The sequence below is a fragment of the Janthinobacterium sp. LM6 genome (genome assembly GCF_002002885.1).
Lineage (GTDB): Bacteria > Pseudomonadota > Gammaproteobacteria > Burkholderiales > Burkholderiaceae_D > Janthinobacterium > Janthinobacterium kumbetense.
In genome coordinates this window covers 3,244,708-3,271,377 of sequence record NZ_CP019510.1, presented here as the reverse complement: position 1 = coordinate 3,271,377, position 26,670 = coordinate 3,244,708, and the positions used below count along the sequence as shown (strand labels likewise).

The window sequence follows — 26,670 nt, the reverse complement described above, 5'->3', positions numbered from 1 at the left end:
CAACTCGGGAGCGATCTGGCTACCGCAGACTCAACGAGCAAGCCCTTGGTAAAGCAAAGGCGGCATTCTACTGGATTTCCCAGAGGAATGCCGCCTTTTTTTGCCTATGCCCTGGCGCTGGCTGCTAGCCTTCTTTTGCGGTCGCCGGCGCCGGCTTCCTGACCCGGAACCAGGCCGCATACAGGGCCGGCAGGAACAGCAACGTCAAGGCCGTCGCCAGGATCAGGCCGCCCATGATGGCGACCGCCATCGGGCCCCAGAACACGGAGCGCGACAAGGGGATCATGGCCAGCGCGGCGGCGGCGGCCGTCAGCACGATGGGACGGCAACGGCGCACGGCCGAGTCAATGATGGCGTCCCATGGGGCCGAACCATCCCGGATGTCTTGCTCGATCTGATCGACAAGGATCACCGAGTTGCGGATGATCATGCCGAACAGCGCGATGACGCCCAGGTTAGCCACGAAGCCCAGCGGACGGTGCAGCAGCAGCAAGGCAAACGCGGCACCGGCCACGCCCAGCGGCCCCGTCAGGAACACCAGCAGCGAGCGCGAGAAACTGTGCAGCTGCAACATCAGCAGGGTGAAGATGATGAAGATGGCCAGCGGCAAGTTCGCCGAGATCGACGCTTCCGCTTCGCCGCTGTCGGCCGCCACGCCCTTCACATTGATGCGGTAGCCGGCCGGCAACTTGGCCCGCAAGGCATCGAGCTGCGGCGCCAGCTGCGTCGACACGGTGGCGCCCTGGATGCCGTCGATCACGTCCGACTGCACCGTAATGGCCCATTCGCGCTTGTCGCGCCAGACGACACCCGGCTCCCACACGAAATGCGCGCGGGCCAGCTGCGAGATGGGCACGGACTTGCCCGTCGCCGTCGGAATATTCGTGTCATTCAGCACGGAAATCGTCGCCCGCTCTTCCAAAGGCTGGCGCACCTGGATATCGATCAGCTTATTGTCTTCGCGGAACTGGCCGATGACCGTGCCCGACAAGATCGTATTGGCCGCCTGCATCACCGTTTTCGACGTGACGCCCAGCGCGCGCATCTTGTCCTGGTCCAGGTCCAGGCGCAGCACTTTCACCGATTCATTCCAGTTGTCGTTCACGCCCAGGGTGTTCGGATTGGCGCGCATGATGTCCTTGACCTGGTCGGCGATGGTCCGCACGCCCGCCACTTCCGGCCCCGTGACGCGAAATTGCACGGGATACGGCACCGGCGGCCCGTTCGGCAGCAGTTTGACGCGGCCCCGCACTTCCGGGAAGTCCTTCTTGAAGACATCGACGATTTGCTGGCGCAAGCGTTCGCGGTCGGCCAGGCTCTTCGGCAAGACCACCACTTGCGACACATTGGTCTGCGGGAATATCTGGTCGAGCGGCAGGTAGAAACGGGGACTACCGGTTCCCACATAGCTGGTGACGCTTTCCACGCCGTCGAGCTTGCCGACGAACGCCTCGAATTTCTTCACCTGTTTCTCGTTGGCAGCAAACGTCGTTCCTTCGGACGACCACAGCTCCACCATCAGTTCGGGACGGCTGGAATCGGGGAAGAATTGCTTTTCGATAAAGTTAAAGCCGTAGATACCGAGCGCAAAGATGGCCAGGGTGGCGGCTATCGTCGTCTTGCGCCATTCCACGCACCAGGTGACGGCGCGGCGGAAGCGGCGGAAATTCGGTGTGTCGAACAATTCATGGTCGTTGTGCGCGTGCGGCTTGACCTTCAGCAAGACGTAGCCGATGTAGGGCGTAAAGACGACGGCCACCACCCACGAAATGATCAGGGCCAGCGCATTGACGGAGAACAAGGAGAACGTGTATTCGCCGGCGGCCGACTTGGCCAGGCCGATGGGCAGGAAGCCCGCCACCGTGATCAGGGTGCCCGTCAGCATGGGCATGGCCGTCGACGTGTAGGCGAAGGTGGCCGCGTCGAAGCGCGACATGCCCTCTTCCATCTTGCGCACCATCATCTCGACGGCAATGATGGCGTCATCGACCAGCAAGCCCAGCGCGATGATCAGGGCGCCCAGCGAAATCTTGTGCAAGTCGATGTCGAGCAGGCGCATGAACAGGAAGGTGACGGCCAGCACCAGCGGGATGGTCAGCGCCACCACCAGGCCCGGACGCACGTCGATGCGCAGCGGCTTCGTGTGCAAGCCCAGCGCGACAAAGCTGACGGCCAGCACGATCAGGATGGCTTCGACCAGGGTATGCACGAACTCGCCCACGGAGGCGGACACGGCTTCCGGCTGGTTCGACACGCGCTGCAGCTCTATGCCGACCGGCAACTCGCTCTTCATGCGCGTGACCGTTGCCTGCAAGGCCTTGCCCATGTCGATGATATTGCCGCCCTTTTCCATCGACACGCCCAGGCCGATCACTTCCTTGCCGTTGAAACGCATCTTGTCCTTCGGCGGATCGATGAGTTCACGTTTCACGGTAGCAAAATCACCGAGGCGGAAGGTGGTGCCGTTGGCGCGCAGTTCCAGGTTTTCCAGGTCCTTGACGGTCAGCATGGCGCCCGTCACGCGCACTTGCAGATTGTCCGTCGGCGTCACCAGCACGCCCGTGGCGTTGATGCTGTTTTGCGCGGACAGTTGCTGCACGATGGCGTCGAAAGGAATGCCCAGCTGGGCAAATTTCTTGTGAGAAAAGACGATATTGATCTTTTCATCCTGCACGCCGAACAGTTCCACCTTCGATACCTGTCCCACGGCCAGCAGTTCCTGGCGCACCTTGTCCGCGTAATCCTTCATTTCCGCGTAGGTAAATCCGTCGCCGGACAGGGCGAAGATGGAGCCATACGTGTCGCCGAACTCGTCATTGAAGAACGGCCCCACGACGCCGGACGGCAAGGTGCCCTGGATGTCGCCGATCTTCTTGCGCACCTGGTACCAGGCGGCCGCCGTTTCCTTGGGCGGCGCCGATTCGCGCAGCTCCAGCAGGATCAGGGTTTCGCCCGGCTTCGAATAGCTGGTGATTTCGTCGATGTACGGCGTTTCCTGCAGTTTCTTTTCCAGCTTGTCCGTCACCTGCTCGGCCATCTGCAAGGCCGTGGCGCCGGGCCAGTACGCTTGCAGCACCATGGCGCGGAACGTAAACGGGGGATCTTCATCCTGGCCCAGGCTGGCATAGCTGAGCATGCCGCCGATCAGCAGCACGGCCATCAAGTAACGCGTCAGCGGGATGTGTTCGAGCGCCCAGCGCGACAGATTGAAGCCGCCCTTCATTTGACCGCACCCACGCTGACGGCGGCGGCACCGGCGGCAGGCTTGCTGGCCAGTTCGGCGCCGAGGATGGTCACTTTCTGGCCCGGCTTGAGCAGGTTGACGCCGGCCGTGACCACGGTCTGGCCCTCTTTCACGCCCGAGGTCAGCAGCAGTTCATTGCCCGCCACGCCGCCCACCGTCACCGGCACCAGCTTCACGGTGCCGTTTTCCACCACCCACACGGAACTTTGCGATTTCTCATTGAACAGGGCCGTCAGCGGCACCTTGATCTGCGGCGTGGCCGTTTGCGAGGCGAACTGCACCACGGCCGTCATGCCCAGGCGCGCCTGCGGCGCGTCCGGAATGCTGACCTTGGCAATATAGGTGCGCGTGGCGGCATCGGCCACGGGCGACACTTCGCGTATCTTGCCCGGCAAGCCCTGCTTCGGGTCGGCCCACAGGCGCACGGTAACATCCTTGACCTTGCGCAAGGTCTCGACCTTGTCTTCGGGAATGCCGATCACGATTTCCTTCTCGCCGCTCTTCGCCACCTGCACCACGGGCGCGCCGGGCGCCACCACCTGCCCCACTTCGGCCTCGATGCGCGTGACGACGCCATCGACGTCGGCCAGCAAGCTGGCATAGCCGGACTGGTTCGCCTGGCCACGGTACAGGGCTTGCGCCGCTTCCACATTCGCCTGCGCCGCCTTGTAGGTGGCGTCCTTGCCATCGAGCACGGCCTGGCTGACGAAATTTTTCTCGCGCAAATCCTGGTAGCGCTTCAGTTCCGCGCGCGCCAGGTCGCGGCTCGTTTCCGCGCTGACCAGCGACGCCTTGGCCTGCGCCTGCGACAGCTGCAAGTCGGCAGGATCGAGCTGCATCAGCACTTGCCCCTTCTTCACGCTGGCGCCCACGTCCACCTTGCGCGCGACGATCTTGCCGCCCACGCGGAAGCCCAGCTGCGATACGACGCGGGGCACGACCTCGCCCGACAGCTCGGCACTCACGTCAACATTACTGCTAGACAATACGATCGCGCGCACGGGGCGCACGTCTTCCACTTTGACGGCAGGCTTGGAACACGCCGCCAGGGTCAGCGCCAGGGCGGCGGCGGCAATCAGCCGCAGGGCGGGAAGTGCGGGAGCGCCGGTCTCGCGGCGCAGGGTTTTCAGGGCAAACAAGGTATTTTCCTTTACTATGCGGGCTGCAATATTTTTATGCGGAGAAACTTTTTGCTTGTCCTTTGGGCCAAGCCAAACTTTTTCGCACGCGATATCCTTAAATTTGTGACAATATCAGCTTGGTCATGGCGGGGAGTGATTTTCCCCTAATGACTTTCTGGTTATTAATTATAATCGTGCGTAAAAGTTTTTAGTGACTTTTGCGTCATTAATCTTGAGACGTACAACGTCCGGCCCCATTCCAGCGTGTGAGGGTGCCGGACAAACGCAAGACTAGAGAAGTGTGTTCATGCCTGTAGACCATTACGAAAATTTTCCTGTTGCATCATTTTTACTGCCGCGCCGCCTGGTGCCCGCCGTCGAAGCCATCTATGCCTTCGCCCGCAGCGCCGACGACCTGGCCGATGAGGGCGACGCCACGCCGGCCGAGCGCCTGGCGGCCCTGCACGCCTATGAAGAAGCGCTGGGCCGCATGGACCGCCACGAAGGCCATGCCGGCGAGAACGCCGCCATGTTCGAGCGCCTGGCTGCCGTCATCGCCAGACACCAGTTGCCGCTGAAGCCGTTTTACGATCTGTTGTCAGCATTTAAACAGGATGTGGAAACGACGCGCTACGCCAGCTATGACGATGTGCTCGATTACTGCGCCCGCTCCGCCAACCCCGTGGGGCTGCTGATGCTGCACCTGTATGGCGCGGCCGATGAACAGAATGTACGCGATTCCGATGCGATATGTTCAGCTTTGCAACTAATTAATTTCTTGCAAGACGTTGCCATCGACCAGCAAAAAGAGCGCATCTACCTGCCGATGGAAGATTTGAGCCGCTTTGCCGTCTCCGCCGCCGCCTTCGAGCGGCCCGAGGCGCACGGCAAGTGGAGCGCCCTGATGCGCTTCGAAGTGGCCCGCACGCGCGCCCTGATGCTGTCCGGCGCGCCGCTGGCCCTGCGTTTGCGCGGGCGCATCGGCTGGGAATTGCGCCTGGTGGTGCAAGGCGGCTTGCGCATCCTCGAATGCATCGAAGCCGTCAATTACGACGTGTTCCGGCGCCGCCCCAAGCTGGAGAAACGCGACTGGCTGATCATTTTCTGGCGCGCCCTGCGCATGTCGCGCAAAAGCTTGCATCAAGAGACACAAGTAAAAACGGCTTTTCCCCCGTCGCCCACTCTGTAAGACGATAGAATAGCGGCTTCGATCTGCAACCCTTGCTCTTTTGACTATGTCTCCCGACGAATACTGCCAACAAAAGGCCGCCCAGAGCGGCTCCAGCTTCTACTACAGCTTCCTGTTCCTGCCGGCCGAACGCCGCAAGGCCATCACGGCCCTGTACGCCTTCTGCCGCGAAGTCGATGACACGGTCGACGAATGCACGGACGAAGCCGTGGCACGCACCAAGCTGGTGTGGTGGCGCAAGGAAGTCAAGGCCATGTACGAGGGCATCCCCACGCATCCCGTGATGCGCGCGCTGGAACCGCATCTGGCCGTGTATCAACTGGAAGAAAAGCATTTGCAGGCCATCATCGACGGCATGGAAATGGACTTGAACCAGACCCGCTACCTCGATTACCAGGCCATGAGCCGCTATTGCTGGCATGTGGCCAGCGTGGTGGGCATCTTGTCGGCCAGCATCTTTGGCGCGACCCGCCCGGAAACCCTGCTGTACGCGGAAAAACTGGGCCATGCCTTCCAGCTGACCAACATCATCCGCGACGTGGGTGAAGATGCGCGCAAGGGGCGCATCTACCTGCCGATCAGCGAATTGCAGCAATTCAATGTGACGGCGGCCGACTTGCTGAACGCGCGCCACAGCGAAAACTTTGAAAACCTCATGCGTTTCCAGGTGGCGCGCGCGCAAAAGGCGTATGACGAAGCTTTCGCGCTGTTGCCGGCCGAGGATCGCCGCGCCCAGCGTCCGGGCCTGATCATGGCCGCCATCTACCGCACCCTGCTCAACGAAGTCGAGCGCGACGGCTACCACGTGCTGAAACAGCGCATCTCGCTCACGCCGATCCGCAAACTGTGGCTGGCCTGGAAGACCTGGGTCCGTGGCTGATATTCGCGTGAAGCAACGCTACGCCATCATCGGCGCCGGCTGGGCCGGCTGCGCGGCGGCCATGGAACTGGCGCGCGCCGGCCATGCCGTCACCGTCTACGAGGCGGCGCGCACCCTGGGCGGCCGCGCGCGCCGGGTCGAACGGGAAAATACTGTGCTCGACAACGGCCAGCATATCTTGCTGGGCGCCTACACGGAAACCTTGCGCCTGATCAAGCTGGCGGGGCAAGACCCGGACGAACTGATCCTCACGCTGCCGCTGCAGATGCGCTATCCGGCCGGCTCGGGAGGCATGGATTTCATCGCCCCCCGCCTGCCCGCGCCGCTGCACCTGGTCTGGGCCCTGCTGCGCGCCACGGGATTATTGCGCGCCGACAAACTGGCCCTGATGCGCTTTTCCACCGCCATGCGGACGATGGGTTGGCAGCTGTACAACGATTGCACGGTCAGCGAATTGCTGCAGCGCTTCGACCAGACGGACACTTTGTGCCGGCTGATGTGGCACCCGCTGTGCCTGGCCGCATTGAATACCCCGCCCGAGCGCGCCTCGGCCCGCGTCTTCCTCAACGTGCTGCGCGACAGCCTGGGCGCCAGCCGCCGCCGCGCCTCGGACATGCTGGTCCCGAAGGCGGACCTGAGCAGCGTATTGCCCGACGCGGCCGCCCGCTATGTGGAACAACATGGCGGAGAGATCCGCACGGGCGCCAAGGTGGCCGCCCTGCAGGCGCTGCCCGACGGCCGCTGGCAGGTCGACCATGGAGATATCTTTGACGGCGTCATCGTGGCCACTTCGTCCGGACAGGCGGCCGGCCTGCTGCAAGGCTTGCAGGACGCGCGCCTCGATGACGTAATTAACCGCATGCAAGCCTTCACGCCGGAAGCCATCAGCACCTGCTACCTGCAATACGACGCCTCGGTGCGCCTGGACTTGCCGTTCTACGCCCTCGTCGATACGCCGGCGAGCCGGCACTGGGGCCAGTTCGTCTTCGACCGGGGCCAGCTCGACAGCAAGCAGGCGGGCTTGCTGGCCGTCGTCATCAGCGCCTCCGGCCCTGCCGCCGAGCAAGGCCACGGGCCGCTGGCGCAAGCGATTGCCGCGCAGCTGGCGCAGGTGTTGCAGCGCCCTGAACTGGCGCAACCCGTCTGGACCCAGCTGATCACGGAAAAGCGCGCCACGTTTGCCTGCACGCCGGATTTATTACGCCCCGGCAACGCCAGCGGCGTGCCTGGCCTGCTGCTGGCCGGCGACTACACGGCCAATGACGACCGGACGCAAGACTATCCGGCCACCATCGAGGCAGCCGTGCGCAGCGGCGTGGCGGCGGCCAAGGTCGTCACCACGGGCAAGGCGGCAAAACAGACTTGACGGTGCATCCTCCCCTGGTGTCGCTCGCCCCCGAGAAATTGCATTCTGTCGCACTGCGCTGGTGCGCTCGCGTGCGCTTGGGTACAGTCTGATCATCGACAACGGCCATGCCACGGGGAATACCATGCACACCACCTTGCACTTGAAAAACAGCTTGAAAGCCCTGGCGCTGCTGGCGGGTGTGGTGCTGGCCACCTTGATCGTCATGCAGGTACAGCAGGCGCCACAGGCACCGTTGCTGCTGAGCCAGGCAAGCATGTTGCTGCCGGCGATGGGCTGAAGCGGCGGACAGGAAGAATATGATGAACAAGCAAGATTATCTCGAGGCGCTGCGGCGCGCACTGGCAGGCTTGCCACCGGACCTGGTGGCCAAGACCCTCGATTATTACGAACAGACCTTCATCGAAGGCGCTGCGGCCGGCCGCAGCGAGCACGAAATCGCCGACGACCTGGGCGACCCGAAAAAAATCGCCCTCACCTTGCGCAGCAGCACCCATCGCCAGGCTTTCGAGCAAAAGAAAACGCCCGTCAACCTGCTGCGCCTGCTCGTCTCGCTGGTGGGCCTGGCCATCTTCAACCTGTTCATGGTCGTGCCTGCCGCCGTCTACGCGGCCCTGCTGGCCACCCTGTACGCCGTCGGCCTGAGCTTTTACCTGGCCGGCATCGCCATCACGGCCAGCGGCTTGTCCGGCGCCAACGAACTGGTGCTCGACGGCCCCCTGCGCCACGTCTTCATCCATGACGATGACGGCGGCGAAGGCGGCGAACGGCGCGAAACGCGCATCACCATCGGCGACACGGGCATCGAAGTCGACCACGTGCCCGGCCCCTTGCAGCGTGACCCGGCCGAGTCCGCGCCCGAGGCACCGGGCGCCTCATCGCGCATGATGGAGCGGGCCGAAGCGCTGGCCGGCGGCGGCATCCGCATCTCCACCGACATGGACCGCGATGCGCGCACCACGCAAACCGTGTTTGGCGTGGGCATGCTGCTCGGCGGCATCGCCATCTTCCTGCTCAGTCTGGTCGTAACGCGCTATACCTTGATCGGCATCAAGCGCTACATTGCCATGAATGCTTCCCTGCTCAAAGGTCACTAGAAAGGCTGCCATGAAACGCTTGTTCAAAGTTGGCCTGTCCATGCTCTTGCTGGCACTGGTCCTGATCGCCATGTCGTATGCGGCGCTGCGCGCCAAGGGAATCAGCAATCCCAGCAGCGCTGCCGGCCGCGCCGTGCGCAGCGAAACGCGCCCGATTTCCGCCGATATCACCAGCATCGACCTGGCCGGTCCCATCGACCTGGTGCTGCGCCGCGGCGCCACGCCATCGCTGAAGGTCAGCGGCGAACAGCGTCTGCTGTCGAACGTCGACACCACGCAGGATGGCGCGACCCTGCATATCGGCCCGAAAGGCATGCTGTTCCACCATCGCCAGCCGCTGCAGGTGGAACTGGTGCTGCCAGCCCTCGTGCGCGTCGAAGTGCACGGCAATGGCGACAGCAAGATCACGGGCTTTTCCGGCGACAGTTTCATCCTGGAATTAACGGGATCGGGCGACGTCAGCTTCACGGGACGCTACAAGCAGGTTGCCGCCACCGTCAACGGCAGTGGCGACCTCGACATCAATGCCGGCAACAGCGACAGCGTGGTGCTGGAAATGGTGGGCTCCGGGCGCATCGCCGCCAGCGGCAATACCAAGTTCCTGCGCGCCGACCTCAGCGGTTCAGGCGACATCGATGCCGAGCACCTGGCCGCCGACAAGGCCAGCGTCAGCCTGCAAGGCTCCGGCACGAGCACCGTCTTCGTGCGCGACGCCGCCAACCTGACCCTGCGCGGCAGCGGCGACATCCACGTCCACGGCAACCCGCGCCAGCGCGAGACGCAGAAAAGCGGTTCAGGCGACATCATCTGGCATTGATGATGACGGTTCTCTAACGACTCTTTTCCAGCCAGGACACCGCCTGCTCGCCGGCCGCCTTGCCTTGCGCCAGGCAGGCCGTCAGCAGGTAGCCGCCCGTGGGCGCTTCCCAGTCCAGCATTTCCCCCGCCAGGAACACGCCCGGCATGGCTCGCAGCATGCTGCCGTCGACGCCGTCGAAGTCCACGCCGCCCGCGCTGCTGATGGCTTCATCGATGGGACGCGGACGCCGCAAGGTCACGGGCAGCAGCTTGATGGCGGCCGCCAGCCTGGCCTCGTCGGCAAAGTCGGCGGCGCTCAGGCATTCGCGCAGCAGGCCCGATTTCACGCCCTTGATGCCCAGGCGGCTGTTCAGGTGGCTGGACATGGAGCGGGCGCCGCGCGGGCGCGTCACTTCCGCGAACACGCGTTCATGGCTGTGGTCGGGCGCCAGGTCGAGCCAGATGGTGGTGCTGCCCTCGGCGGCGATCTGCTCGCGCAGCGCGGCCGACAAGGCATAAATCAGGCTGCCCTCGACGCCGCCCGCCGTGATGACGAACTGGCCCTGGCGCTTGATCATGCAGTCATCGATATCGCGCGCCGAAATGGCCACCGTCGCCAGCGGTTCGCCCGCATGACGGCTGCGGAAATACTCGCTCCAGTCCACGTCGAAGCCGCAATTGGCCGGCGCCAGGGGCGTCACGGCCACGCCCTGCTCCTGCAGCAACGGCACCCAGGCGCCGTCCGATCCCAGCCGCGCCCAGCTGCCGCCGCCCAGCGCCAGGATCACGGCGTCGAAAGTGAAGCGACGTTCGCCGTCCGGCGTGGCAAACGCCAGCTGGCCGTCTTGCCAGCCCGTCCAGCGGTGGCGCATGTGAAATTGCACGCCCGCCTCGCGCAGGCGGTGCAGCCAGGCGCGCAGCAAGGGCGCCGCCTTCATGTCGGTAGGGAAGACGCGGTTCGAGGAGCCGACGAAGGTGTCGACGCCCAGGCCGTGCACCCAGTCGCGCACCTTTTGCGGGCCGAACTGGTCCAGCGCCGGTTTCACCCGGTGCGCTTGCCTGGCGTAGCGCGAGACGAAAGCCTGGTAGCCTTCCGCATGCGTGATATTCATGCCGCCGCGCCCCGCCAGCAGGAATTTGCGGCCGACGGACGGCATGGCGTCGAACAGCTCCACCCTAGCTCCCTGGTCGCTGGCCGCCTGGGCGGCCATCAGGCCGGCGGGGCCGCCGCCGATGACGGCGATGTGAAACAGAGGGGAACTGGTTTGGGTCATGGCGAGCTGGAAAGACGGTGAAAACCCCGGCATTTTAGTCGAGATTGGGCCGGATATGGCCCGCCGATGGCGATCTCGCCCAAAAATGAGGCATACTGCGCGGACGTGCCGCAGCGATCGGCGGCTTGACTTCACGAGACAACGCGACGACAAGAGGAGAAACACATGGGCGCAGGATTCTGGATTTCCCGCTATTTGCTGGCCAGTTCGATTTTATTCATCATTCTGACGGTGGTCGAATACAGCAAGGGCACCACCAGCCAGGCCGACATCCTCAGCGCGCTGGCCTGGTCGCTGGTGGCATCGGCCATCTTCATCGGCTCGAAATACTGGCGCTACAAGAAAGCCATCGCCTGCGCCACGTGCAGCGGAGACAAACCGAAAACCAGATCTTCATGAAAAAACGGCCACTTCGATGAAGTGGCCGTCTCATTTGGCGAGCAGGATCAGCCACCCGTCACGGGCGGGAAGAACGCCACTTCGTCGCCGTCGCCTGTCACGGTGTCGGCGTCGCACATCACCTGATTATGCGCCATGCGCAGCGCGCGGCCCTGCGCCAGCGCATATTCCCAGTTGCCGCCGCGCGCGATCAGCAGGGCTCGCACCTCGCCCACCGTCAGCGGCCCGGCCACTTCCAGTGCTTCCTGGCCCGTGCCCACCAGCTCGCGCACGCTGGCAAAAAAACGCAGATTGATCTTCATCAAGACTTCCTTAGTACAGCAATTCGTTAAACGGGATAAACCGCAGCATGTCGCCGCGCGCGATCGACAGCCCCGGCGGGCAATCGATCAAGCCGTCGCCCCACACGGTGGATGTCAGCACGCCCGAACTCTGGTTGGCGAACAGTTCCAGCTCGCCCGCGTCATTGACCTTGGCGCGCAGAAATTCGTTGCGCTTGTCCGCCTTCAGGCGCTCGAACGCGGCCGGCAGCTTGTAGCTGCGCGGCGCCAGGCTCCCCGCCACGCCCTGCAGGCGCAGGATGAACGGGCGCACGAACAGCAAAAAGGTGACGAAACTGGAGACGGGATTGCCGGGCAAGCCGACAAAGAACGCGTCCCGCACTTCGCCGAAGGCCAGCGGCTTGCCCGGCTTGACGGCGATCTGCCACATGTTCAGCCGCCCTTCCGCTTCCACGGCCGGCTTGATATGGTCTTCCTCGCCCACGGACACGCCGCCCGAGGTGATGATCAAATCATTGCCCTGGGCCGCCTGGCGCAGCACGGCGCGCGTCGCGTCCAGGCTGTCGGGCACGATGCCCAGGTCCGTGATCTCGCAGCCCAGATTTTCCAGCAGGCCGCGCAAGGTAAAACGGTTCGAGTTGTAGACGGCGCCCGGCACCAAAGGTTCGCCGGGCATGGCCAGTTCGTCGCCCGTGAAGAACACGGCCACGCGCAGCTTGCGCAGCACCGGCACTTGCGCCAGCCCCACCGAGGCGGCCAGGCCCATTTCCTGGCTGCGCAGGCGCCGGCCGGCACCGAGGATCTCACCGCCGGCGCGGATATCCTCGCCCTGGCGGCGCACCCATTCGCCGGCCTGCGGCACGTGATTGACCGTCACCACGCCGTCGAGCACAGTGCACTGCTCCTGCATCACGACACAATCGGCGCCGTCCGGGAGCAAGGCGCCCGTGAAGATGCGCGCCGCCGTCCCCGCTTGCAAAGGCTGGCCCACGTGGCCGGCCGCGATGCGCTGCGACACGGGCAGGCTGGCCGCGCCGCTGGCGCAATCGCTGGCGCGCACGGCATAGCCATCCATCTGCGTGTTATCGCGCTCGGGCACGTTCAGGGTCGACGTCTGCGCCGTGGCCAGCACGCGGCCGTTGGCACGCATGGTATCGACCAGCTCCACCTCGGCCACCGGGCGCGCCGCGCCCAGCATGAAGGCTTGCGCCTCGGCCACCGACAGCATGGGTTTGCGTTCCGCGGTCGGATCGTTCATCACAGGCGCGCCCATCACAGCCCCGTATTGGCGGCGATATACGCCTTCATTTTTTCCACGTCCGTGCCCATCACAACAAACTTTTGCGGCAAGTCTTCGATGTTTTCGAAGCCGGCCGGGCGTTCCGCGTCCACGCCCAGCGCTTCGAGGATGGTTTCGTTGAACTTGGCCGCCAGCGCCGTTTCCAGCACGATCATCGGCACGTTCGGCTCCAGGTGCTCGCGCGCCACCTTGATGCCGTCGGCCGTGTGCGTGTCGATGGTGATGCCGTAGTCGTCGGCCACGTCGCGGATGGTGTCGAGGCGGTCCTGGTGCGTGGACTTGCCCGACTTGAAGCCGTATTTGGCCACCAGCTTGAATTCGTCGCCGTCGCTGCCCGGCTTGCCGGACAGGTCAAAACCGCCATGGGTTTCCACTTTCGTGAACAGGGCGCGCACGCGGCCGCTGTCGCGGCCCACCAGGTCGTAGACGAAGCGCTCGAAATTCGACGCTTTCGAGATATCCATCGACGGGCTGCTCGTGTGGTACGTTTCGGCGGACTTGCGCACGCGGTAGACGCCCGTGCGGAAGAATTCGTCGAGCACGTCGTTTTCATTCGTCGCCGCCACCAGTTTCGAGATCGGCAAACCCATCATGCGGGCGATGTGACCGGCGCAGATATTGCCAAAGTTGCCAGACGGCACCGTGAACGACACTTTTTGCTCGTTGCTGGTGGTGGCCGCCAGGTAGCCGCGGAAGTAATACACGACTTGCGCCACGACTCTCGCCCAGTTGATGGAATTGACGGTGCCGATCTTCTGCTTGGCCTTGAACGGCAGGTCGTTCGACACGGCTTTCACCATATCCTGGCAGTCGTCGAACACGCCTTCGACGGCGATATTGTAGATGTTCGGGTCTTGCAGGCTGAACATCTGCGCCGTCTGGAAGGCGCTCATTTTCTTGTGCGGCGACAACATGAAGACGCGGATGCCCTTCTTGCCGCGCATCGCGTACTCGGCCGCGCTGCCCGTGTCGCCCGAGGTGGCGCCGAAGATATTGAGTTCGGCGTCGTGCTTGGCCAAGGTGTATTCGAACAGGTTGCCCAGCAGTTGCATGGCCATGTCCTTGAAGGCCAGGGTCGGGCCGTTCGACAGCGCCTGCAGCATCAGGGTGGTCGATCCGCCCTTGACGACGTTTTCTTCGAGCACGCGCAGCGGCGTGATGTCGGCCGCGTTTTCGCCGGCGCGGGCGTTCTTGTAGACTGCCTTGGTATAGGTTTTCGCCGTCAGCGCCTTCAGGTCCGCGGCCGGGATATCGGTGGCGAACTTCTTCAGGATTTCGTAGGCCAGGTCGGCATACGACAATGTGCGCCAGGCGTTCAGCTCGGCACCAGTGACTTGCGGGTAGTGTTCAGGGAGATACAGTCCGCCATCGGGGGCCAGGCCCCCCAGGAGGATGTCGGAGAATTGCTGCGGATTCATTGGCGCTTTATCAGCGCGGGTAGACACGTAGTGCATAGATTTGAAGAGTCCAGTTGAGCTGAGTGCGGTTGATCATGAATGGCAGCGGATATTATAGTGCGAGGCGGCGCCCAAGGCGAATCCGTCGCGTCTGCCGCGCGGCTGCGCGAGCGGCGGGAAGCGCTGCTGTTGTCAAATGGCACAGCCCGTCAAGGGGAAACCATTTCCAAATGGAAATAACCGGCACCGAAATCAAGCCCGGCGGCAAAGACAGGCGCGCCTACTGGCGCCACTGCCCGATTTGCGCCACACTGGTGCCTGTCGGCCCGCCTGCGGGTCATTCATGGAAGCGGTCATGTCGCTGAGTAAAAAACCGTATTTGCAAAGCGCCGCGCTGCGCCCTGACGCCGTCGTCGACCTGGACCACTATCCGTTCACCATTCCCGCCATCCGCGACTTCGTGCACATGGACTTCCACCGCGACGTGACGTTTTTCGTGGGCGAGAACGGCAGCGGCAAGTCGACCATGCTCGAAGCGCTGGCCGTGGCTCTCGGTTTCGGCAAGGATGGCGGCACGCGCAACGTGCGCATCGCCCTGCCCTCGGACGAGGAATCGGGCTTGCACGCGCACTTGCGTCTGAGCAAGAGTTACAAGAAGCCGGACGACAGTTATTTTTTGCGCGCCGAGAGCTTTTTCAACGTCGCCACCTACATGGACGACATGCCCGAATACCTGGCCAGCTACGGCGGCAAGTCGCTGCACGCGCAATCGCACGGCGAAGCGTTCATGGCCACCCTGATCAACAAGCTGCGCGGAAAAGGTCTGTACCTGCTGGACGAACCCGAGGCGGCCCTGTCGCCCAGCCGCCAGCTGGCGGCATTATCGGTGATCCACCAGCTGGTGCAGGACGACTCGCAGCTGATCATCGCCACCCATTCGCCGATTCTGCTCGCCTACCCGAACGCGAAAATCCTCATGTTTACGGGCGGCGGCATCCATGAAGTGGCGTATGAAGACACGGAACACTACGCCGTGACGCGCGATTTTCTGAATAACTACCCGCGGAGGCTGGAGCAGTTGTTTGAGGAAGATTAAGGAAAACTAAGGCGATTCCGCCTTTATCAGCGCCCGGGACGTAACGGCGGCGCGAGAAACCGTAGCGAGCAAGCCCGATATCGCGTTGAGTAGCGCAGCTGTACCAGGGTACAGCGAGCAACGCCGACGCGAGAGTGGGCTGCGCAGTAGGTTTATCGCGTCGCCATCAGCAAGCCGCGTGGTTGACGGTGATGACATGCACGGCGAGCCCCCCCAACGACGTTTCCTTGTACTTGTCCTGCATGTCCGCGCCCGTCTGGCGCATGGTTTCGATGACTTCGTCGAGGCTGACGAAGTGCGTGCCGTCGCCCTTCAGCGCCAGCGAGGCGGCCGTAATCGCTTTCACGGCGCCCATGCCGTTGCGCTCGATGCACGGGATCTGCACCAGGCCGCCGATCGGGTCGCAGGTCATGCCCAGGTGGTGTTCGATGCCGATTTCGGCCGCGTTTTCAATTTGCTCGTTGGTGCCGCCCAAGGCCGCCACCAGGCCGGCCGCCGCCATGGCGCACGCCACGCCCACTTCGCCCTGGCAACCCACTTCGGCGCCCGAGATCGAGGCATTGCGTTTGCACAACATGCCGATGGCAGCCGCCGTCAGCATGAAGCGGCGCACGCCGCCGACCGGGTCGCTGGGGCGGCAATCCTGCGCGTAGTAGCGCAGCACGGCCGGGATGATGCCGGCGGCGCCGTTGGTCGGCGCCGTGACGACGCGCCCGCCGGCCGCATTTTCCTCGTTGACGGCCATCGCGTACAGGCTGACGAGGTGCACGGCGTCGTGCGGCAAGTCGTTGGCGCGGTTGTCGGATGCTTTCGCTTCCTGCGCCAGGCGCCACAATTTCGCGGCGCGGCGCTTCACGTTCAAGCCGCCCGGCAGGTTGCCCGTCGTTTCCAGGCCGTGCGCGATACAGTCGCGCATGACGTGCCAGATGCGGTCCAGGCCTTCGTTCAATTCATCGTCGCTGCGCTTGACGCATTCGTTCGCGCGCAGCATTTCCGGGATCGACAGACCGCTTTCCACGCCGTGCGCCAGCAGTTGCTCCATGGTATCGAATGGGAAGACGACGCGAGCAGCAGCGGCCGATTCCACGGCCGCTTCGGCCTGGGTCTCAGCTTGCACTTCGCCCGCTTCGCGGATAAAACCGCCGCCGATCGAGTAATACACCTTGTCGATGCGGCTGCCGTCCGCCAGTTTCAGGGTAAAGCGCATGCCGTTCGGATGTTCGGGCAGGGACTCGCTCTTGTGCCAGATCAAGCCCGTGGCGGCCGTGAACGGCACCACGTGCGTGCCCAGCAAGGCGATTTCACCGGCCGCCTCGATGGCGGCCAGCTTGCTGTCGACGGCATCGGGCGCCACGTCTTGCGGCGTCTCGCCCATCAGGCCCAGAATGACTGCCTTGTCCGTGGCATGGCCCACGCCCGTCAGCGCCAGCGAGCCATACAGGGCCGCCTCGACGCCCACCACCTGGTCCAGCGGACCGTATTCGACCAGAAAACGCCGCGCCGCCGCCATCGGCCCCACAGTATGGGAACTCGACGGCCCGATGCCGATTTTAAACAGGTCAAATACGCTCATGTCCATATGGTGTCTCTTTATATTAGTATGTTTTTATGAATGCCGGTACAGGACTCAGGCCGCCTTGGCAGCCTGCCCCGCATCGACATTGGCCAGCATGTCCGTGACCATCTGCTCGACGCCGATCTGCGCCTTCCAGCCCCAGTCGGCGCTGGCCTTGCTGTCGTCCAGGCTTTGCGGCCAGCTGTCGGCGATGGCCTGGCGGCTGTCCGGCTTGTAGCTGATCTTGAAGTCCGGGACCATGCGCACGATGGCTTTCGCCAGTTGCTCGGGGTTGAACGACACGCCGGCCACGTTGTACGAGGAACGGATCTTGATCGATGCCGCTGGCGCATCCATCAGTTCGATGGTGGCGCGGATGGCGTCGGGCATGTAAATCATCGGCAAGGTGGTGTTCGCGTCGAGGAAGCAGTCATAGCGCTCGCCGCGCAAGGCCGCATGGAAGATGGCGATGGCGTAATCGGTGGTGCCGCCGCCCGGAGGCGATTTGTAGCTGATGATGCCAGGATAGCGGATGCTGCGCACGTCGACGCCGTACTTGTTGAAGTAGTACTCGCACAGGCGCTCGCCGGCCAGCTTGCTGATGCCGTACATCGAGGTCGGGTCCATCACCGTCATTTGCGGCGTGTTCACTTGCGGCGTGTTCGGGCCGAAGGCGGCGATCGACGACGGCCAGAAGATGCGCAGCGGCTTGCCCGCTTCACCGCGCTCGCGCGCCAGTTCCAGGATATTGAGCAAGCCATCCATGTTCAGACTCCACGCCCTCAAAGGGGCCGCTTCGCCCGTGGCCGACAGCATGGCCGCCAGCTGGTACACCTGGGTGATGCCTTCGTCGGCGATGATCTTCGCCAGGCCGTCCTTGTCCAGCACATTCAATTGCGCATAGCGCTTGGCCTGGTACAGGTTGTTCGTGCCGATGTCGCTGGCGATGACGTTGTCCGCGCCGTGCTGCTGCGCCAGCGCGCCCACCAGTTCACTACCGATTTGGCCGTTTGCGCCAATGACTAAGATGCGTTCCATGCTATTTTCCTGAATTCTTGTTAGTTGGTCGTGGTCGTGGCGGTCAGCAAACCGAGTTCCTTGCCTGCCTGCTCGAAGGCGGCCAGCACTTGCACCAGCTGTTCGCGGGTGTGGGCGGCGGACAGCTGCACGCGGACACGGGCCTGGCCCATCGGCACGACCGGGTAGAAGAAGCCCGTCACCAGCACGCCCAGTTCATACAGGCGGGCGGCGAATTTCTGCGCCACGGGGGCGTCGAACAGCATCACGGGAACGACCGGATGGGTGCCCGGCTTGATGGTGAAACCGATGCGCTCGATCTCGCTGCGGAAGAAAGCCGTGTTGTCATGCAGGCGGTCGCGCAGTTCCGTCGACTTGGCCAAACGCTCCAGCACCGACAGCGAAGCGCCGGCGATCGATGGCGCCAGCGTGTTCGAGAACAGATACGGGCGCGATTTCTGGCGCAGGGTGTCGATGACTTCCTTGCGCGCCGACGTGAAACCGCCCATGGCGCCGCCCAGGGCCTTGCCCAGGGTGCCCGTGATGATGTCGATGCGGCCCATCACATTGTGGTGCTCGTGCGTGCCGCGGCCCGTCGCGCCCATGAAGCCGGAAGCGTGGCATTCGTCGATCATCACCAGCGCGCCGTACTGGTCGGCCAGGTCGCAGATCTTGTCGAGTTGCGCGATCGTGCCATCCATCGAGAACACGCCGTCCGTGACGATGACTTTATGGCGCTTGCCGGCGGCAACGGCCGCCTGCAGCTGCACTTCCAGGTCGGCCATGTCGTTGTGCGCATAGCGGTAGCGGCCAGCCTTGCACAGGCGGATGCCGTCGATGATGGAAGCGTGGTTCAGCGCGTCGGAGATGATGGCGTCGTTTTCATCGAACAGCGGCTCGAACACGCCGCCGTTGGCGTCGAAGGCGGCCGCGTACAGAATCGTGTCTTCGGTGCCCAGGAAGGCGGAAATCGCCTGTTCCAGCTCTTTATGCACGGTTTGCGTGCCGCAAATAAAACGCACGGACGACAGGCCGTAGCCGTACTTTTGCGTGGCGGCAATAGACGCTTCCTGCGTCTGCAGGTCGCCGGACAGGCCCAGGTAGTTGTTTGCACACATATTGATCAGGGTACGGCCATCGTCGCACACCACTTCGGCGCCCTGGCGCGAGGCGATCACGCGCTCGGGCTTGTACAAGCCCTGCTGGCGCAGTTGATCGAGATTCTGTTGCAGACCGCTGAAAAAGGTGTTCTTCGCTTGCTCGCTCATGATATTCCTTGTGTCCCTGATGTATGCGTGTGGTGTCCGTGTGGTCTCAGCCGCCATAGGGGAAAAGCCGCCGCTTGACCGGTGCGCGCACAATGCTGTACCGTGAAGCGCTGTTTGAAGTCTACACGTTTCCGTGTTTTTCCTCAAAATCCACTATTTCGAACTGAAATTCAATATAGTGGATATTACCCAAGCCTTTTGAACTTTGCAAGCCACCTGCCGATGAAAACCAGCGTTTCGACCAATTCTCCGCCCGAAGTGGGTGCCACCCTGCAACGGCTGCGCCTTGCGCGCGGCCTGACACTGGAGGATTTGTCGCGCATCGCGGGCGTCTCGAAGTCCATGCTGTCGCAGATCGAGCGCGAAAAGGCCAATCCCACCATCGCCATCACGTGGCGCCTGGCCAACGCCCTGGGCGTGCAGATCGGCGAATTGCTGTCCAGCGCGGAAAAAGCCGTGGAAACCATCCGCATCACGGACGCCCACGAAACCCCCACCCTGCCCGGCGACCACGCGGGCTACGTGCTGCGCATCCTGGGGCCGATGGAGCTGGCGGGCAAATACGAATGGTATGAAGTGACCCTGGCGCCCGGTGGCGAACTGGCGTCGCAACCGCACGATCCGGGCACCACCGAGCATTTGACGGTGATCCACGGCAACCTGGAGCTGGAAGTGGGGACGGCGAAGAAAAAGGTCAAGAATGGCGGCACGGCCAGGTATCCGGCGGACTTGCCGCATACCATCAGGAATCTGGGAAAAACGGAGGGCAAGGCGCTGCTGGTGGTGATCCACCGCTAGCGCGCCGGCCCATCCTCCATCCTGTCTGGCAGAAAGTATTACGTTACGGCATCACACGGGCGCTGCCGGCGCCGGCGCCCCGCAAAGCCCAGCAAGGCCATGCCAGCCAGCAACATGGCATAGGTTTTCGGCTCGGGCACGGCGCTGACGGGATCGAGGCGGACAATCTCGCAAATGAACGACTGGCAACGGCGCGCGGAAATCTGTCCCGCCTCGTTGATGCCGCCGACGGCCATGTAGCTCCAGCCCGCCTCACCCTGCACCAGACTTTCCAGGCTGTAAGTCACCCCATTGCTGTAGAACATGGCGTTTGCCCCCAGCACTTGGCCCAAGCCATCCACGCCGATCGGTGTGGAGATGGATTTCAGGAACGTGTTGTTGCCGTCGGTCTTGAGAAAACCGCGCGTCCGGTCCTGGTTCCAGTCGGGGGTGACATGGCCCACCATCTGGCCCGCATTGTTGATGCCCGAAATCGTGCTCTGGTAACCGCCCCAGCCCGTCGCGCTGGTCATCACGCCATCCTTGTACATGAAGCCTTGCGCGCCGCCGGGCGTCGGCGCCATCGCGGAAGCGCCGACGACGACGCCATCGTCATTGATGCCCGTGACATAGCTGTCCTTGCCGCCCAGGGTGCCCAGCGCCCGTATGCCCGTTTGCGGGTCGTACAGATAGGCTTTCGTCGTGTAGTCGAAGGTGGCATAGCTGCCAAACCCCGCATTGAAGGCAACTTGCCCTGCAGCATTCATCGTGCCGGACCAGGTCGTTTGCCCGGCGATATTGAGCGAAGTCGCCACGCCGCCCGACAGGATGTGCACCAGCGCATTGCCATTGCTGCCGGCCGAGCGTATCAGGCTATCCCCTGCCGCATTGCTGGCAAACACCAGGTTACTCACCGCGGCCTTCGGCGCCACCGTCAACTGGCTGCCCGCCGTGGCATACACCATGTCGACGCCGTCGAGTCGGCCCACGCCGTAAATCTGCCCCATGGCGCTGATGCTGCCCACGCTCAGATTGGCCAGCGATGCATTCTCGAACACCGTGACCGAAAACCGGGGCGGCGATGCCGGCGCCCCCTGTGCCAGCGCCGGCGTGCTGACGCAAGCGCAAAACAAGGGCAGCGCGATTCTCCGGATTATTTTCATTATTCCCTCCAAGAAAAATACACGATACGGTTAAATATCAAAAATGTAAACTTATTTGACAACATTGTTGTTTGTAAGGCATTTCCGGTCGCTGCGTTGCCGCGCAGCCGTGCGCAATAAGTCCTTTTGTCCATGCTAAGATTTCGCAATAGACAAGATTTCCAGGCCTGGATGTCTTTGCAGAGCGCCGCAGCACATCCCGGCTCGCCCCATCTTTGCTACGCCCCTGCGCGGCATCCAGGCCCCAACTGTTTTTAACGGAGCCCACGCGATGACCATTTCCGACAGCACCACCACCTTCCACAACAAGAAAGTCGTCCAGTACGACCCTGACCTGCCCTTCGACGCCTCGCCCGGCATCGTCTACCGCCTGTCGCTGGAATACGACGACAAGCGCAAGATGGACGAGCTGATCGCCGGCTTTCTCGCCAAGGCGGACCAGAACGCGCTCGCAGCGCTGATCATCGGCATGTGGGGCGATCCGTACGAATCGGGCGCCGACGAAGTGATGGCCGCGCTGATCGCCCACGCGCCGCAGCTGCCGAACTTGCGCGCCCTGTTCATCGGCGACATGACGTACGAGGAATGCGAAATCTCGTGGATCGTGCAAGGCAGCTACAAGCCCCTGCTGGACGCTTTCCCGCTGCTGGAAGAATTGCGCATCCGCGGCGGCAATGAGCTCGTCATCGAACCGTTCGCGCACCAGCACCTGCGCCGCTTCACCATCGAAGCGGGCGGCCTCGATCAAAAGATCGCCGAGGCGCTGGCGCAATCGAGCATGCCGCAGCTGGAACACCTGGAGCTGTGGCTGGGTACCGAGGAATACGGCTTCTCGGGCGACGTGGACCTGTACCGCAAGGTGCTGGCGCAGCTGACCGTGCCGACCCTGAAATATCTGGGCTTGCGCGACGCGGAAATCGCCGACGACCTGGCCGTCTGGCTGGCCGAGGAACCGCTGGTGGCGCAGCTCGACACGCTCGACCTGTCGCTGGGCACCATCGGCGACCTGGGCGCCGTGGCCGTGCTCAATCACACGCAGCTGGGCGGCTTGAAGCGCCTGGACCTGTCGCACCATTACATCTCCGAGGAAAACCAGGCCAAGCTGAAGGCGCTGCCTTTCGAGGTGGTGCTGGACGATCCGCAGGAAGCGGACGAGGACGACGGCGAAAGCTACCGCTACGTGGCGGTGGGAGAGTAAGCGGAGCTGCTTCCTTTGGCCACACCCCTCACCCTGCTGGCGACACAGGGCAGCAAGCGCGTGCGCCTGATGCAGGCGGCGCGCGCGCAACTGCGCCTGCCGCCCGCGCAGGTGCTGGAATGGCGCGACTGGCTGGCGCAGCCGGCGCTGCTGGCAGACGCCTTGCGCCAGCCCGGCCTGTTGAAGATCGAGCCGCCCGGCGACGATCCTGTCGCCCACCGGCTCTTGCTGCAGGCGGGCTGCCTCCGGCTGGACCGCCCACCCGCGCGCGCGCCCGAACATGGCGAACTGCTGGCCATGGATGCCTGGTTCGCCGGTTTTACGGCCGCCATGACTGCCCTGGCGGCGCAACTGCTTGACCTGCCGCAAACGCGCGTATTCAATGCGCCGGGCGAAATCACCGTCATGACGGACAAGCTGGCCTGCCAGCGCCACCTGGCCGCGCACGGCGTGCCGATACCCGACTTGCTGGGGCCCGTGCAAGGCTACGACCATCTGCAGTCGCTGCTGCATGAACGCCAGCTTGACCGCGTGTATTTAAAGCCGCGCTACGGCTCGTCCGCGTCCGGCGTCGTCGCCTACCGCCGCAACAAGGCAGGACGCCAGCAAGCCACCACCTCGGCCGCCCTGCAGCATGGGGACGGCGCGGCGCGCCTGTTCAATGTCAAGCGCATGGCGCGCTATGAAACGCGGCACGACATCGCCGCCCTCGTCGACGCGCTGGCCGCGCAGGAGCTGTATGCGGAAGCGTGGCTGAACAAGCCGCGCTGCGGCGACAGCCACTACGACCTGCGCGTCGTGACCCTGGCGGGCCAGCCCGCACACCGGGTGGCGCGCATCGGACAGCACATGATGACGAATCTGCACCTCGACAACCGGCGCGGCGAGGCGTCCGGCCTCTTGAACGCAGCCGACCTGGCCGCGCTGGAAGACACCGCCGCCCTGGCCGCGCGCGCCTTCCCCCATAGCCACGTGACGGGCTACGACCTCGTGGTGCGCCAGGGCCAGGCCCACGTGCTGGAAGCGAACGCCTTCGGCGACCTGCTGCCCGGCCTTCTCTGGCAAGGCATCGATACTTACACGGCGCAACTGGCCCATGCTTAAAGAAACACCGACCATCCCCGACATGCACGCCATCCCCGACATGCACGCCATCGTCGGCAGCCACGATATCGTCTTCCTCACGCTCGACACGCTGCGCTTTGACGTGGCGCAAGCGCTGTACCAGGCGGGCGAATTGCCCGTGCTGGGGCGTTTCTTACCGCCGGGCGGCTGGGAACGCCGGCACTCGCCCGCCACGTTCACCTATGCGGCGCACCAGGCCTTCTTCGCGGGTTTTTTGCCCACGCCAGCCGCGCCGGGCCGCCATCCGCGCCTGTTCGCCAGCGCTTTTGCGGGCAGCGAAACGACGTCAAAGCACACGTTCGCCTTCGAGGAAGCGGACCTTCCCGCCGCGCTGACCGCGCGCGGCTACCGCACCATCTGCATCGGCGGCGTGGGCTTCTTCAACAAGCAAACCGCCTTGGGCTGCGTGCTGCCGTCGCTGTTCCAGGAAAGCCACTGGAGCGCGGGCATGGGCGTAGCCAGCCGCCATTCGACCGAAAAACAGGTGGCGCTGGCGACCCGGCTGCTGGCGCAAAACGAGCAGCGCACTTTTTTGTTCATCAACGTGGCCGCCCTACACACGCCGAACCGCGCCTACCTGCCCGGCTGCCGCGCCGACTGCCTGGAAAGCCATGCGGCAGCCCTGCGCTATGTCGACGGCGCGCTGGCGCCCTTGCTTGCCGCCTGCGCCGCGCGCGCGCCCACGTTCGCCATCGTCTGCTCGGATCACGGCAGCGCCTATGGCGAAGACGGCTACCGCGGCCACCGCATCGCCCACGACAGCGTGTGGAACGTGCCGTATGCGCACTTCTTCATCGCCCCCGATACACGTCCCAAGGAGTCCCCACCGTGAACCCAGCCGAACAACCTGGCACCCTGGCGCAGCGCATGCGCCACACGCCCTACCAGGCGTATTCGTATTCGTATCCGCACAAGGCGGCCTACCGCGCCTTGCCGCAGGCGGCGCCCCTGGCACCCCTGTGGGCGCGGCAAGACCGCTCCGCCCTGTTCGCGTATATCCATATTCCGTTTTGCGAGATGCGCTGCGGCTTTTGCAACCTGTTCGCCATGGCCCGCCCCAGCGCCGGCATGGTCGAACGCTACGTGCGGCAAGTGCTGGTGCAGATGCGCGCACTGGCCGGCGCGCTGGGCGAACGGCGCTTCGCCCGCTTCGCGCTGGGCGGCGGCACGCCCACCTATCTGTCGCCGGCGCAGCTGGACACCCTGCTGTGCGGCGCGCGCGACATCCTCGGCATCGACCTGCAAGCCACGCCGGCCGGCATCGAAGCCTCGCCCGAAACCATCACGGCCGAACGGCTGGCGGTCTGCCGCACGCACGGCATCGACCGCGTCAGCCTGGGCATCCAGAGCTTTGCCGCCGGCGAGATGCGCGCGCTGGCGCGGCCCCAGCAAAACGCCACCGTTCATCACGCCATCGGCCTGATACGCGACGCCGGTTTTCCCACCCTGAACCTGGACCTGATCTACGGCATCGCGGGGCAAACCGTCGCCAGCCTGCTGGCGTCCATCGACAGCGCGCTGGCCTTCCGGCCCGAGGAAATCTATCTGTATCCGCTATATGTGCGCGAGCAGACGGGCCTTGGCAAGATCGCGCGGCGCAAAGGCGCCGGTACGCTGAACCCCATCATGCTGGCGCAGGACGGCGACAGCCGGCTGGCCCTGTACGCGGCCGCGCGCGACCATTTGCGCGCGCAAGGCTACGAACAGGTATCGATGCGCATGTTCCGCGCTCCCCATGCGCCGGAACAAAACGGTCCCTCGTACTGCTGCCAGAATGACGGCATGGTGGGCCTGGGCGCGGGCGCGCGCTCGTACACGGCCAGCCTGCATTACTCCAGCGAATACGCGGTGGCGCGGCTTGATACCATCAATATCATCGACAACTACCTGGCGCTCGACGAGGCGCGCTTCGCGCAGGCCGAACACGGCTACGTGCTCGACGAGGAAGAACAGCGCCGGCGCTATGTGATCCAGTCGCTGCTGACGGAACCGGGCCTGGACCGCGACGCCTACGCGGCCCGCTTCGGCACGCGCTGCGAGATTGATCTGCCGCAGCTGGCCGAATTGCACGCGCTGGAGCTGGTGCAGGAGGATGGTCCGCTGCTGCGGCTGAACGAGCGGGGCTACAGCTATGCCGACACCATCGGCCCCTGGCTGGCCTCCGAGACGGTGCGCGCGCTGATGGCGCAAGAGGGCCAGGCGTGCTGACAACGCAGCCTGGCACTTTGTCCCTGCTGTACCGGGGCACGCTGGCGAGCTGCAACTACGCCTGCGGCTACTGCCCGTTTGCCAAGAAGCGCGACAGCCGCGCCGCGCTGGCCCGCGATGCGCGCGAAGTGGCGCGTTTTACGGATTGGATTGCGCGGCAAACGCGCCCCATCGGCGTGCTGTTCACCCCCTGGGGCGAAGCGCTGGTGCGGCGCCACTACCGCGCAGCCATGCAAGCCCTGGCCGCACTGCCCCACGTGCGCCAGGTGGCGCTGCAAACGAATCTGTCCGGCCCCCTGAACTGGCTGCAGGGGATGGACGGACTGGGAAAGATCGGCCTGTGGTGCACCTACCACCCGGACCAGACGACACTGGCCCGCTTTCTCGAACGCTGCGCGCGCCTGGACGCCATGGGCGTGCGCTATTCCGTCGGCGTCGTGGCGATGAATGAACACCTGGATGCCATCCGCGCCCTGCGCGCGGCCCTGCCCGCGCACGTCTACCTGTGGCTGAACGCGTATGACCGGCGTGGTCCCGGCTACTACGCGGTGGAAGACCTGGCCTGGCTCGACGCCGTCGACCCGTGGTTCGCGCAAAACCGGCGCCCTTCGCCCTCGCGCAATAAACCGTGCCTGGCGGGCGAGACGTCGCTGTCCGTCGATGGCGACGGCGAACTGGCGCGCTGCCATTTCGTGCCCGAGCGCCTGGGCAACCTGTACACGGACGACCTGGCGGACCTGCTGCAGGAAAAATCCTGCCCGCGCTTCAAGTGCGATTGCTATATCGGCTATGCGCAGCGCAAGGATTTGCCGTTTCAGGCCGTGTTTGGGGAGGGGGTATTGGCTAGAATAGCCCCAGAGACAAGGGCCGGGGTCGGACCCTCAGGGTCCGACCCCAGTGTCTGTCTTGGGGTTTAA

At 64.0% G+C, this 26,670-nt stretch carries 24 protein-coding genes; 14 read left to right on the top strand and 10 right to left on the bottom strand.

The genetic code is table 11. The features are described 5' to 3' along the window. Positions 1 to 124: 124 nt before the first annotated feature. The gene (locus BZG29_RS14415) at positions 125 to 3,223 is read right to left on the bottom strand and encodes an efflux RND transporter permease subunit (RefSeq protein WP_077403966.1); all 3,099 of its coding nucleotides are present in this window, start codon (positions 3,221 to 3,223) and stop codon (positions 125 to 127) included. After that, positions 3,220 to 4,383, bottom strand: a complete 1,164-nt coding sequence (locus BZG29_RS14410) for an efflux RND transporter periplasmic adaptor subunit (RefSeq protein ID WP_077403963.1) — start codon at positions 4,381 to 4,383, stop codon at positions 3,220 to 3,222. Before BZG29_RS14410 ends, BZG29_RS14415 begins: the two co-directional genes overlap by 4 nt. A gap of 289 nt (positions 4,384 to 4,672) precedes the next feature. Here BZG29_RS14410 and hpnC point away from each other — a divergent pair, with 289 nt between their 5' ends. The 6 genes from hpnC (at position 4,673) to BZG29_RS14380 (ending at position 9,714) form a co-directional block, all read left to right on the top strand. Further along, positions 4,673 to 5,554 (top strand): squalene synthase HpnC, encoded by an 882-nt coding sequence (gene hpnC, locus BZG29_RS14405; RefSeq protein WP_077403960.1) that lies wholly within the window; start codon positions 4,673 to 4,675, stop codon positions 5,552 to 5,554. A 46-nt stretch (positions 5,555 to 5,600) separates the two neighbouring features. Beyond that, positions 5,601 to 6,434: a presqualene diphosphate synthase HpnD gene (gene hpnD, locus BZG29_RS14400; protein ID WP_077403957.1), complete on the top strand. Its 834-nt coding sequence runs from the start codon at positions 5,601 to 5,603 to the stop codon at positions 6,432 to 6,434. A gap of 61 nt (positions 6,435 to 6,495) precedes the next feature. After that, complete coding sequence (gene hpnE, locus BZG29_RS14395; protein ID WP_366928737.1) at positions 6,496 to 7,800, top strand: hydroxysqualene dehydroxylase HpnE; 1,305 nt, start codon at positions 6,496 to 6,498, stop codon at positions 7,798 to 7,800. 124 nt (positions 7,801 to 7,924) lie between these two features. After that, a complete protein-coding gene (locus BZG29_RS28160) occupies positions 7,925 to 8,080 on the top strand; it encodes a hypothetical protein (RefSeq protein ID WP_171985016.1) in 156 nt (51 codons plus the stop codon). 19 nt (positions 8,081 to 8,099) lie between these two features. After that, positions 8,100 to 8,897 (top strand): DUF1700 domain-containing protein, encoded by a 798-nt coding sequence (locus tag BZG29_RS14385; protein ID WP_253192580.1) that lies wholly within the window; start codon positions 8,100 to 8,102, stop codon positions 8,895 to 8,897. Between the two features lie 10 nt (positions 8,898 to 8,907). Further along, complete coding sequence (locus BZG29_RS14380; RefSeq protein WP_077403948.1) at positions 8,908 to 9,714, top strand: head GIN domain-containing protein; 807 nt, start codon at positions 8,908 to 8,910, stop codon at positions 9,712 to 9,714. 13 nt (positions 9,715 to 9,727) lie between these two features. On the opposite strand, the gene BZG29_RS14375 is transcribed toward BZG29_RS14380, so the two are convergent. Then, positions 9,728 to 10,969, bottom strand: coding sequence for a TIGR03862 family flavoprotein (locus BZG29_RS14375; RefSeq protein ID WP_077403945.1), 1,242 nt, complete (start codon positions 10,967 to 10,969; stop codon positions 9,728 to 9,730). A gap of 165 nt (positions 10,970 to 11,134) precedes the next feature. On the opposite strand from BZG29_RS14375, the gene BZG29_RS14370 reads away from it, so the two are divergent. Then, positions 11,135 to 11,368, top strand: a complete 234-nt coding sequence (locus BZG29_RS14370; protein ID WP_077403942.1) for a hypothetical protein — start codon at positions 11,135 to 11,137, stop codon at positions 11,366 to 11,368. 47 nt (positions 11,369 to 11,415) lie between these two features. On the opposite strand, the gene moaD is transcribed toward BZG29_RS14370, so the two are convergent. From moaD to thrC, 3 genes are read right to left on the bottom strand one after another with little or no spacing between them, the layout of a single operon-like run. After that, entirely contained in the window at positions 11,416 to 11,670 is a 255-nt protein-coding gene (gene moaD / locus BZG29_RS14365) for a molybdopterin converting factor subunit 1 (RefSeq protein ID WP_077403939.1), read from the bottom strand. A 10-nt stretch (positions 11,671 to 11,680) separates the two neighbouring features. Continuing rightward, positions 11,681 to 12,907 (bottom strand): gephyrin-like molybdotransferase Glp, encoded by a 1,227-nt coding sequence (gene glp / locus BZG29_RS14360; RefSeq protein ID WP_077409108.1) that lies wholly within the window; start codon positions 12,905 to 12,907, stop codon positions 11,681 to 11,683. Between the two features lie 14 nt (positions 12,908 to 12,921). Then, positions 12,922 to 14,403, bottom strand: coding sequence for a threonine synthase (thrC, locus tag BZG29_RS14355; protein WP_077403936.1), 1,482 nt, complete (start codon positions 14,401 to 14,403; stop codon positions 12,922 to 12,924). A 298-nt stretch (positions 14,404 to 14,701) separates the two neighbouring features. Between thrC and BZG29_RS14350 the strand changes: the two genes are divergently transcribed. Further along, positions 14,702 to 15,442 carry an AAA family ATPase gene (locus BZG29_RS14350; protein ID WP_171985015.1) on the top strand — a complete coding sequence of 247 codons (741 nt, stop codon included), beginning with the start codon at positions 14,702 to 14,704 and terminating at the stop codon, positions 15,440 to 15,442. A gap of 166 nt (positions 15,443 to 15,608) precedes the next feature. Here the strand turns inward: BZG29_RS14350 and BZG29_RS14345 are convergent, their stop codons facing one another. From BZG29_RS14345 to kbl, 3 genes are read right to left on the bottom strand one after another with little or no spacing between them, the layout of a single operon-like run. Next, complete coding sequence (locus BZG29_RS14345) at positions 15,609 to 17,021, bottom strand: L-serine ammonia-lyase (protein WP_077403931.1); 1,413 nt, start codon at positions 17,019 to 17,021, stop codon at positions 15,609 to 15,611. Positions 17,022 to 17,069: 48 nt separating this feature from the next. Beyond that, complete coding sequence (locus BZG29_RS14340) at positions 17,070 to 18,035, bottom strand: NAD-dependent epimerase/dehydratase family protein (protein WP_077403928.1); 966 nt, start codon at positions 18,033 to 18,035, stop codon at positions 17,070 to 17,072. Between the two features lie 20 nt (positions 18,036 to 18,055). After that, the gene (gene kbl / locus BZG29_RS14335) at positions 18,056 to 19,282 is read right to left on the bottom strand and encodes a glycine C-acetyltransferase (protein ID WP_077403925.1); all 1,227 of its coding nucleotides are present in this window, start codon (positions 19,280 to 19,282) and stop codon (positions 18,056 to 18,058) included. Between the two features lie 222 nt (positions 19,283 to 19,504). On the opposite strand from kbl, the gene BZG29_RS14330 reads away from it, so the two are divergent. Next, on the top strand, positions 19,505 to 20,080 hold the full coding sequence (locus tag BZG29_RS14330) for an XRE family transcriptional regulator (RefSeq protein ID WP_077403922.1): 576 nt from the start codon (positions 19,505 to 19,507) through the stop codon (positions 20,078 to 20,080). 38 nt (positions 20,081 to 20,118) lie between these two features. Here BZG29_RS14330 and BZG29_RS14325 read toward each other — a convergent pair whose 3' ends face one another. Beyond that, positions 20,119 to 21,222, bottom strand: coding sequence for a PEP-CTERM sorting domain-containing protein (locus BZG29_RS14325; RefSeq protein ID WP_077403919.1), 1,104 nt, complete (start codon positions 21,220 to 21,222; stop codon positions 20,119 to 20,121). 271 nt (positions 21,223 to 21,493) lie between these two features. On the opposite strand from BZG29_RS14325, the gene BZG29_RS14320 reads away from it, so the two are divergent. The 5 genes from BZG29_RS14320 to BZG29_RS14295 are packed head-to-tail and all read left to right on the top strand — an operon-like array spanning position 21,494 to position 26,670. Continuing rightward, positions 21,494 to 22,420: an STM4015 family protein gene (locus BZG29_RS14320; protein WP_077403916.1), complete on the top strand. Its 927-nt coding sequence runs from the start codon at positions 21,494 to 21,496 to the stop codon at positions 22,418 to 22,420. A gap of 15 nt (positions 22,421 to 22,435) precedes the next feature. Next, the gene (locus tag BZG29_RS14310) at positions 22,436 to 23,524 is read left to right on the top strand and encodes an STM4014 family protein (RefSeq protein ID WP_150130910.1); all 1,089 of its coding nucleotides are present in this window, start codon (positions 22,436 to 22,438) and stop codon (positions 23,522 to 23,524) included. Continuing rightward, on the top strand, positions 23,517 to 24,377 hold the full coding sequence (locus BZG29_RS14305) for an STM4013/SEN3800 family hydrolase (RefSeq protein ID WP_077403907.1): 861 nt from the start codon (positions 23,517 to 23,519) through the stop codon (positions 24,375 to 24,377). The genes BZG29_RS14310 and BZG29_RS14305 overlap by 8 nt, the downstream gene beginning before the upstream one ends. Then, positions 24,374 to 25,753, top strand: coding sequence for an STM4012 family radical SAM protein (locus BZG29_RS14300; protein ID WP_216350305.1), 1,380 nt, complete (start codon positions 24,374 to 24,376; stop codon positions 25,751 to 25,753). Before BZG29_RS14305 ends, BZG29_RS14300 begins: the two co-directional genes overlap by 4 nt. Then, the gene (locus tag BZG29_RS14295; RefSeq protein ID WP_077403904.1) at positions 25,747 to 26,670 is read left to right on the top strand and encodes an STM4011 family radical SAM protein; all 924 of its coding nucleotides are present in this window, start codon (positions 25,747 to 25,749) and stop codon (positions 26,668 to 26,670) included. Before BZG29_RS14300 ends, BZG29_RS14295 begins: the two co-directional genes overlap by 7 nt.